The sequence below is a fragment of the Lysinibacillus sp. CNPSo 3705 genome, assembly GCF_028674935.1.
In the GTDB taxonomy this organism is placed as follows: Bacteria; Bacillota; Bacilli; order Bacillales_A; family Planococcaceae; genus Lysinibacillus.
This window is the reverse complement of the sequence record NZ_JAQZSD010000113.1, coordinates 1-6,752: the sequence shown is the minus strand read 5'-3', so window position 1 is coordinate 6,752 and position 6,752 is coordinate 1. Positions and strand designations below refer to the sequence as shown.

Sequence of the window (6,752 nt, the reverse complement as noted above, 5' to 3'; positions counted from 1 at the left end):
TTGCGCGAAAGCGTGAGTGCAACGTAGCGACAGCAGCACGATGTTGGTCACGAAGGCGTTATCACAGGATGTGATGCTTTTAGCCTTCGTTCCTCTATTACTGATCCCCGAGGAGTCGCCCAGTCTCCACTCCAATCAACTATTTACTTAGTAGACGCTTTAACAAAAGTCATCCACACCTTTTGGTGATGAACTATCTTTTCCCTAATAACTATTAATAAATAATTTTTTCTATTAACACATCAACGCCTTAAAGCAAGAATTATTATAGAAGACAAATAATTTAATTCATTTATTTTTTACGGACATCTACTTATTTTTTTGTAAAAAATAAATTAATTTCTCGACATAAAATTAGATAATAATTATGGATTGTGTTTTAATTTGATGAATGAAAAGCTACAAGGGGATTTTGATTTGACTAAATAGTTCCTTATTGTCGCATTATGTAATTAACTTAAGCAATAATGTGATATCGCAACGAATGCTTTTTCTTGCTTATTTTAGTTAATGTACGGTCCTACACTATGAAACAGACCTATTTCTTTTTAATCGTGTGGACACACGTTAAAAAGTAGACTTGTGTAGCTGACGCTGTGCTTTCGCTATAGAAAATAATTATTGAAAGAAATTAAAGTAACGCAAAAAACTGTAGGAAATTCTTCTTAAAGAATTTGCCTACAGTTTATACTCTTATACTTAACTATGTGCTATTAGTTTTTTAATGGAGCATCAGCAGTTAACTCGATTTCATGGTATTGAGTTTCATTTCCATAGCCAACATTATAGTTTTTAACACGTTTATTAACTGGAATTAGTTCAGTAATTGCTACAGTTGGAATTGTTGTAGCCTGTTCAAACATATACTCTTCAAACTTTCGGAATGCTTCTTTTCGATGATTTGCATCTAAAGATTCTTTAGAATCGATATCATCTAAAATGGCAGTTAATTCAGGTGATACAAAACGTGAGTAGTTGAATAAAGCACCCTCACCATATAATCCTTTTGGAGATGGATTTGTTCCTGTACCCCAAGCACCAAAGAACATTTCAATCTCTGGATCATCTTTTTTAAGCTTATCAGTAAATGAGTTAAACTCCATTAGACGACCAGAAGCTAATTCAACATTAATACCGACTTCTTTCCAATTTTGACGGTAGTATTCAATCGTAGATTCTAGAACCTCGGTACCACCTTGTGCACCTAATTTAATTGTAAATGGTTTACCATCTTTATCTTCACGAATACCATCGCCATCTACATCTTTATAACCTGCTTCATCTAATAATTGTTGCGCCTTTTTCTTATCATACGTGAAGCCTGGCATATCTTTTGTATGGAATGAAGCAAATGCCGGAGGAATTAACGTTGTCGCACGTGTATTAATACCATTGCCTAATTTTTCATTTACCTCTTCTACATCGATTGCATAAGCTAATGCTTGACGTAATTTTGGATCGCTTAATTTTGCATTTTTATCTGTTACGTTAATTCCTTTTGCTTTATCAAATTTACCTAGCTTAAAGCTCAAATAGTTATAACCTAATCGAGGACGCGATAAAATTGCTAAGTTTTTAGAATTTTCAATTTGTGTAATCTTTGAACCTGGGAAACCATCTACCGCTATGTCATAAGTTCCTGAATTTAATGCCTTCGGTAATGTTTCTGGTGAAACTACTTTAATTACTACCCCATCAAGTTTAGGTTCACCCCTCCAATAAAATTTGTTTTTAACAAATTTTACAGACTCACCATTTACAATTTTATCGAACTTGAAAGCCCCTAAAGTTACTGGATTTACACGCACTGCATCAGAGCTTATCATATCTTTTACCGGAATATCTTTTAATTGATGTTTTGGTACAGCTGAACTCCACAATCCATCACCACCGCTGTAAATTGCTGGTGAAATTGATTTAAATGAAATTTCTAATGTATAATCATCTACTCGTTTTAAACCTGAAATTGTATCTGCTTTCTTATCATGGTACTCTTCAGCCCCAATAATATTTTGGAAATCATCGTCATAACGAACGCCTTCATAATCAGGGTGACCGATAATTTCATAAGGGAAAATAACATCGTCGATTGTAAATGGCTCTCCATCAGACCATTTTACATTTTTACGTATTTTTACAGTTGCTTTATTTGCATCTGCGTCGACCTTCAGAGTAGCAAGTCCTTTATCTGTTATTTGGAAGTCACCGTCATTTTCAAAAATAATGTTACTTGCAAATTTCATAATTGCTGAGTCATTGCCATCTGAGTAAAGTTCTTGTAAGAAAACACCTTTGAACGGTGATGGAGATGGTAAAGCTACTTGTAAAACACCACCTTTAATTGGTTCTCCTTCATTCTTTACTTCCATTGGGAAACTACGAGTTGCTGTTTTCTTCTTGTCATCTTTTGAAGATTCTTTGCCCCCTCCACTACATGCCGCTAGTGCTAAAACTAGTGTTAATAGTAAAGTTAGCAGAAAAACGCTTTTTTTCTTCATTTACCCTTCCTCCTTAGCCTAATCGTTGTCTTGAGTCAGCCGCACGTCGTAACGCTTGACCAACATAATTTATACCAAGCATCATCACTAAAATAAATAATGCTGCAGGTAACCAAATCCACCATTTATCTACTAAAATCTCAGGATCTCTTGCATAGCTTACTAGAGTACCTAAACTTGGTGTTGAAGGTGGTAAGCCATACCCTAAAAATGAAAGACCCGTTTCAGCACCCATATTACCCGCTAAACTTAATGTTAAGTTAACGATAATAATAGAGCTTAAGTTTGGTAAAACCTCTCTAAACATAATTTTAAAATCACTTGTACCCATCGTTTTTGAAGCACTTACATAATCTCGACGGGCTTCTGTTAATGTTTTACTACGTATTAACCTTGCCTTCCCAATCCAAGCAAACATACTTAATAAGATAACGATGTGGATCGGTGAATATTTCTCTAGCGTTGAAACAATGGCAATCGTAATCATAAAACTAGGTAAAATCATAATAAAATCCATAATTCGCATAATAACAAGATCAACTTTACCCGCATAATAGCCAGTAATTAAACCGATAACAATACCGATAACTGCTGCAATAAGCGTAATACATATAGCAATAATTAAAGAGTTTTTAGCTCCGATAATTAATTGTCCAAAAATATCACGCCCTGCGTCATCTGCACCTAAAATATATCCATCAACACCCGGCTCCGCAAAGCGACCTAGTAATTTAACTTTCATTATTTCTTCTACATCAATAATAAAACTAGCAATAAATACCGCTACTACTAATAATGTTATAAATATTAATGAAAACATCGCTATTTTATCTTTTTTAAACTCACGCCATACGACTTGGAAACCTACTGCTGGGCGATGTTGTTCTTCTAATTTTTTCTCTTCTGTTTTATCCATGTAAAGTCACCTCTATTCTTTGCAAGTTAGTCGATACGTATTCGTGGGTCTACGATGCTTAAAATAATATCTGATAACATACTTCCAAGTAACCCCAAGAAACCATACAACACGATAAGTGCTGTAATTACACTATAGTCACGACTCGCAATTGAAGACATGAATAGTTCTCCCATACCTGGATAACTAAAGATTGTTTCAATAAAGATAGTTCCGCCTAGTAAACCTGTAATAGTGAACCCAAGACCCGCCGCAATCGGAATTAATGAATTACGGAAAATGTGTCGTGTATATACTTTATTCATTGGTAAACCTTTACTACGCGCTGTTTTAACATAGTCTTGGTTTTTTGAATCAATAATTTCTGAACGTAAATATTGAATGATTGTATACGTCCCCAAAACCGCCATCGTAATAGCAGGTGTAATAATATGGTATAATTTATCCCAATAGTAAGATAAAGTACCTTTTTCAGTTAATACATTTACTGAACCTGATGTTGGAACCCAGCCTAATATATAGCCGAATACATAAATTAAAATTAAACCAAACACGAACGGCGGTATTGCCATACTTAAAAAGTTATAAAATACGATTCCACGGTCTAATCGAGAATCTTGATAACGACCTGCTAGAAGTCCTAACGGAATTGCAATTAAATACGTTAGGATCATTGCAACTAATGATAAGTAGAACGTATTGAGAGCTCGTTCACCAATAAGTGATGTTACACTGCGTTGATATGTGTAGCTTTTCCCTAAGTCGCCATGCACTGCATTTGATACCCATCTGGCATATTGTTGATACCATGGGTCGTTTAAGCCTGCTGCTTCGCGTAACTCTTCAATACGGTTAGGATCTGTCTCTGGTCCCATTAAACCTGTAAATGGATCACCTGGCATTAGCTTAGCAATGATAAACACTAACATACTTAAAATAATAATTTGTGGAACCATGATGATGACTCTTCGAAGAACCGTTTTCCACATAATCACATTCCTCCTTCAATCGACGCCAATGCAACAGCATGTGTATCTGAAATTGATTGTAAAGGATAAACTTTTCCGTCTTTATCAAAAAATTTATGCTGATTTTCTTTATAATACTGACTTACTTTTAAACGCTCTTGCTTACGTTCTACACGTGTTTCAGGCTCAATATCTGGAATGGCAGATAATAAACGGTGTGTATAAATATGACGCGGATCATCATAAATATCTTCTCTATGTCCTTTTTCCACGAAGCGTCCTCGGTACATAATATTGATTTCATCACACATATGCTTTACAACACCTAAGTCATGTGAAATGAATAAATACGTTACGCCAAATTCCTCTTGTATATCTTTCATAAAGTTTAAAACCTGTGCTTGTACGGATAAATCAAGTGCTGAAACAGGTTCATCTGCAATAATTAATTTGGGACGACATGCCATAGCACGTGCAATACCCAATCGTTGCTTTTGACCACCAGAAAATTCATGAGGATATTTATATTGGGCATCCTCTTGCATCCCAACAATCGCCAAAAGCTCATTAACTCGTTTTCGTTCTTCCTGCTCACTTAAACGTAGGAAATTTCGAATAGGCTCTGCAATAACATCACGAATGCGTTTTCTTGGATTCATACTGGAATGAGAATCTTGGAAAATCATTTGTACGTCACGATTAAATCCTGATTTACCGCTACGACGCATTTTCGTTACATCTTGTCCTTCATAGATTATTTGGCCCGATGTTACTTTCTCTAAACCAATAATTGCCTTACCTGTTGTCGATTTACCACATCCTGATTCTCCAACAAGACCATAAGTTTTTCCTTTTTCAAACTCCATACTTATGCCATCTACCGCATAAACATGATCTACAATGGTATTGAAGAAACCACCACGGATAGGATAATGCACGCATAAATCTTTAATTTGCATAAAGCTCATATTATTTTCCCCCATCCTTCTTAAAGTGAAAGTCTTTCCAACACGTACAGCGAACAAAATGTTCTGGTCCTACCTCATGTAATATTGGATTTTCCTCATGGGCGCTTTCGTCAATCCATGGAATACGTGGTGCAAAGCGACAACCTCCACGTGGCAAATTAAATAATGAAGGAACCATACCATGAATAACCTCTAACTTTTCATTTACCTGATGGGATTGAGGGATAGAGTTCAATAACGAACGTGTATATGGATGTTTAGGATTTTTAAATAATTCAATAACTGGCGCTTCTTCGACAATTTGCCCAGCATACATGACTGCAACACGATCTGCTACTTCAGCTACTACACCTAAGTCATGGGTAATTAACAAAATGCCTGACTCAGTTTCTATTTGTAAATCTTTTAATAAATCTAGTATTTGCGCTTGAATCGTTACATCTAATGCCGTTGTTGGTTCATCAGCTATAATAAGAGGTGGCTTACATGCAATCGCTGTCGCTATCATTACGCGTTGTCGCATACCACCTGATAATTCATGCGGATATTGCTTATAAATACGTTCCGGGTTATGTATACCTACTTGCTGTAATAACTCCATTGCACGCTCACGGCGTTGTGCTTCATTTAAATCAGTATGGTATATAAGCGGTTCTTCAATTTGGAAACCGATTCTCTTTAACGGATTCAGTGCAGCCAGTGGATCTTGGAAAATAAAACCGAAATCACTACCGCGTAACTGGGTATATTGCTGCTCGGTTATATCTACCAAGTTTTTACCTTTATATAATATTTCACCTTCTATTTTTGTGTTGATAGGATTATGTAACCCAACAATTGATGTAGCTAAAGTACTTTTACCACAACCTGACTCACCTACAATTGCAAGCACCTCATTTTTTCGAATGCGCAAATCAACACCATCTACTGCAGCGAAATATTCATCTGCTCGCCGAAAGCTTGTACGTAAATTATTAATCTCAATAATCATTTCATGATTATTTGTCACACGATTACCTCCCTATCAAATCAAAAGAAAAAACCAACTTACTAAGGCCATATTCAATTTAAATGAATTTGCTTTTGTTTATACGGTTTACTTAATATTTTCTTCACCGCGCATTTCAATTTTCAGAAAAATTAAAACATTTTCATCCTTGAATATAATTAACATCTTAATTTCAAATAAATTGTTGTCATTAATAATCACTCTCATTCCCGAACTATTATTCCAACAAAAGAATTATCTGACAATTAATTGTATCATCATTTTATCTAGAATTAATATACTAAATCAAGTACATTTTTAAATTATTGTAAAAATAAATACAATTTCGACTTTACATCATCATCAAAATCATTAGAAATCGAGTTTACAAATTTTCATTATTTATTATTTCAT

General features: G+C 35.0%; 5 protein-coding genes. All 5 read right to left on the bottom strand.

Features of this window, described 5'->3' with window-relative positions; genetic code table 11:
* Positions 1-713 precede the first annotated feature (713 nt).
* The 5 genes from PVA17_RS24000 to PVA17_RS23980 are packed head-to-tail and all read right to left on the bottom strand — an operon-like array spanning position 714 to position 6,341.
* Positions 714-2,498, bottom strand: a complete 1,785-nt coding sequence (locus tag PVA17_RS24000; RefSeq protein WP_274069217.1) for an oligopeptide ABC transporter substrate-binding protein — start codon at positions 2,496-2,498, stop codon at positions 714-716.
* A gap of 13 nt (positions 2,499-2,511) precedes the next feature.
* Positions 2,512-3,414: an ABC transporter permease gene (locus PVA17_RS23995; protein WP_248718123.1), complete on the bottom strand. Its 903-nt coding sequence runs from the start codon at positions 3,412-3,414 to the stop codon at positions 2,512-2,514.
* A gap of 26 nt (positions 3,415-3,440) precedes the next feature.
* The gene (gene opp4B, locus PVA17_RS23990; protein ID WP_132357499.1) at positions 3,441-4,403 is read right to left on the bottom strand and encodes an oligopeptide ABC transporter permease; all 963 of its coding nucleotides are present in this window, start codon (positions 4,401-4,403) and stop codon (positions 3,441-3,443) included.
* A 2-nt stretch (positions 4,404-4,405) separates the two neighbouring features.
* Positions 4,406-5,350 (bottom strand): ATP-binding cassette domain-containing protein, encoded by a 945-nt coding sequence (locus PVA17_RS23985; RefSeq protein ID WP_132357500.1) that lies wholly within the window; start codon positions 5,348-5,350, stop codon positions 4,406-4,408.
* A 1-nt stretch (position 5,351) separates the two neighbouring features.
* Complete coding sequence (locus tag PVA17_RS23980; protein ID WP_274069218.1) at positions 5,352-6,341, bottom strand: ABC transporter ATP-binding protein; 990 nt, start codon at positions 6,339-6,341, stop codon at positions 5,352-5,354.
* Positions 6,342-6,752: the final 411 nt, after the last annotated feature.

Coding starts and splice junctions, on each gene's coding strand:
- PVA17_RS24000 (WP_274069217.1), bottom strand. CDS start 2,498: ATGAAGAAAAAAAGCGTTTTTCTGCTAACTTTACTATTAACACTAGTT.
- PVA17_RS23995 (WP_248718123.1), bottom strand. CDS start 3,414: ATGGATAAAACAGAAGAGAAAAAATTAGAAGAACAACATCGCCCAGCA.
- opp4B (WP_132357499.1), bottom strand. CDS start 4,403: ATGTGGAAAACGGTTCTTCGAAGAGTCATCATCATGGTTCCACAAATT.
- PVA17_RS23985 (WP_132357500.1), bottom strand. CDS start 5,350: ATGAGCTTTATGCAAATTAAAGATTTATGCGTGCATTATCCTATCCGT.
- PVA17_RS23980 (WP_274069218.1), bottom strand. CDS start 6,341: ATGATTATTGAGATTAATAATTTACGTACAAGCTTTCGGCGAGCAGAT.